This is a genomic window from Sphingomonas sp. A2-49, assembly GCF_025548555.1.
In the GTDB taxonomy this organism is placed as follows: Bacteria; Pseudomonadota; Alphaproteobacteria; order Sphingomonadales; family Sphingomonadaceae; genus Sphingomonas.
In genome coordinates, this window is record NZ_JAJLPA010000051.1 from 1 (window position 1) to 1,134 (window position 1,134).

The 1,134-nt window shown below is 62.3% G+C and carries 1 protein-coding gene; it reads left to right on the forward strand.

Annotated features, from left to right (window positions below; genetic code table 11):
* Positions 1–63: 63 nt before the first annotated feature.
* A protein-coding gene (locus LPN01_RS19020; protein WP_262829999.1) for an IS3 family transposase occupies positions 64–1,134 on the forward strand; the annotation gives its coding sequence in 2 pieces (ribosomal slippage) (positions 64–328 and positions 328–1,134; 1,072 coding nt annotated over the 2 pieces). This gene is flagged as partial in the annotation.

Here is a 1,134-nt window from a genome sequence, read left to right on the forward strand (position 1 = left end):
TGAGCTGCCCCCTTCTGAGTGGTCCATCGACTATGAGAGTCTGGATCGAGGAAGGGACGACGCATGCCAGCGAAGAAGCACAAGCCTGAGGAGATCATCGGGAAGCTGCGTGAGGTGGAGATCGTGCTGGGCCAGGGCGGGACAACCGCTGAGGCGTGTCGGCGGATCGCTGTCAGCGAGCAGACTTACTACCGGTGGCGCAAGGAATTTGGCGGCCTGAAGACGGATCAGGCTCGCCGGATGAAGGATCTGGAGAAGGAGAACCTGCGGCTGCGGCGTGCGATCTCCGACCTGACACTGGACAAGTTGATCCTACAGGAGGCCGCCAAGGGAAACTTTTAAGCCCCGCGCGACGCCGGCGCTGCATCGACCAGGTGAAAGAGGTGTTGGAGGTATCCGAGCGGCGCGTGTGCCGCGTGCTCGGGCAGCATCGGTCGACGCAGCGTAAGGTGCCGTGCGGGGCAGATGACGAAGAGGCGCTGACCGACGACATCGTCGCGCTGGCCAAACAGTACGGTCGCTACGGCTATCGCCGGGTAACCGCGCTGCTGCATGCGGCTGGCTGGTCGGTGAACCATAAACGGGTTGAGCGGATCTGGCGGCGCGAGCGACTGAAAGTGCCCCAGCGGCAGCCAAAACGCGGCCGGCTGTGGTTGAACGATGGCTCGTGCATCCGCCTGCGACCGGAGTATCCAGGGCACGTCTGGGCCTACGACTTTGTTGAGGCGCGGACGCACGACGGGCGCAAGTTCCGCATCCTTACCATCATCGACGAAGCCAGCAGGGAATGCCTGGCGCTGATCGTCGCACGTCAGTTGAAACACGAGGACGTACTGGCGGCGCTTGCCGATCTCTTCATCGCGCGAGGTCCACCAGCGAATATAAGGTCGGACAATGGCAGCGAGTTCATCGCTACCTCGGTCCAGCAATGGCTCGGCCAAGTCGGCGTGAAGACGCTCTACATCGCGCCGGGCTCACCTTGGGAGAATGGCTATAACGAGAGCTTCAACGGCTCGCTGCGTGACGAGCTACTTAACGGCGAAATCTTCTACAGCCTTGCCGAGGCCAAGGTGCTGATCGAGGCGTGGCGGAGCCATTACAACACCGTTCGGCCGCACAGCAGCTTGGGCTACC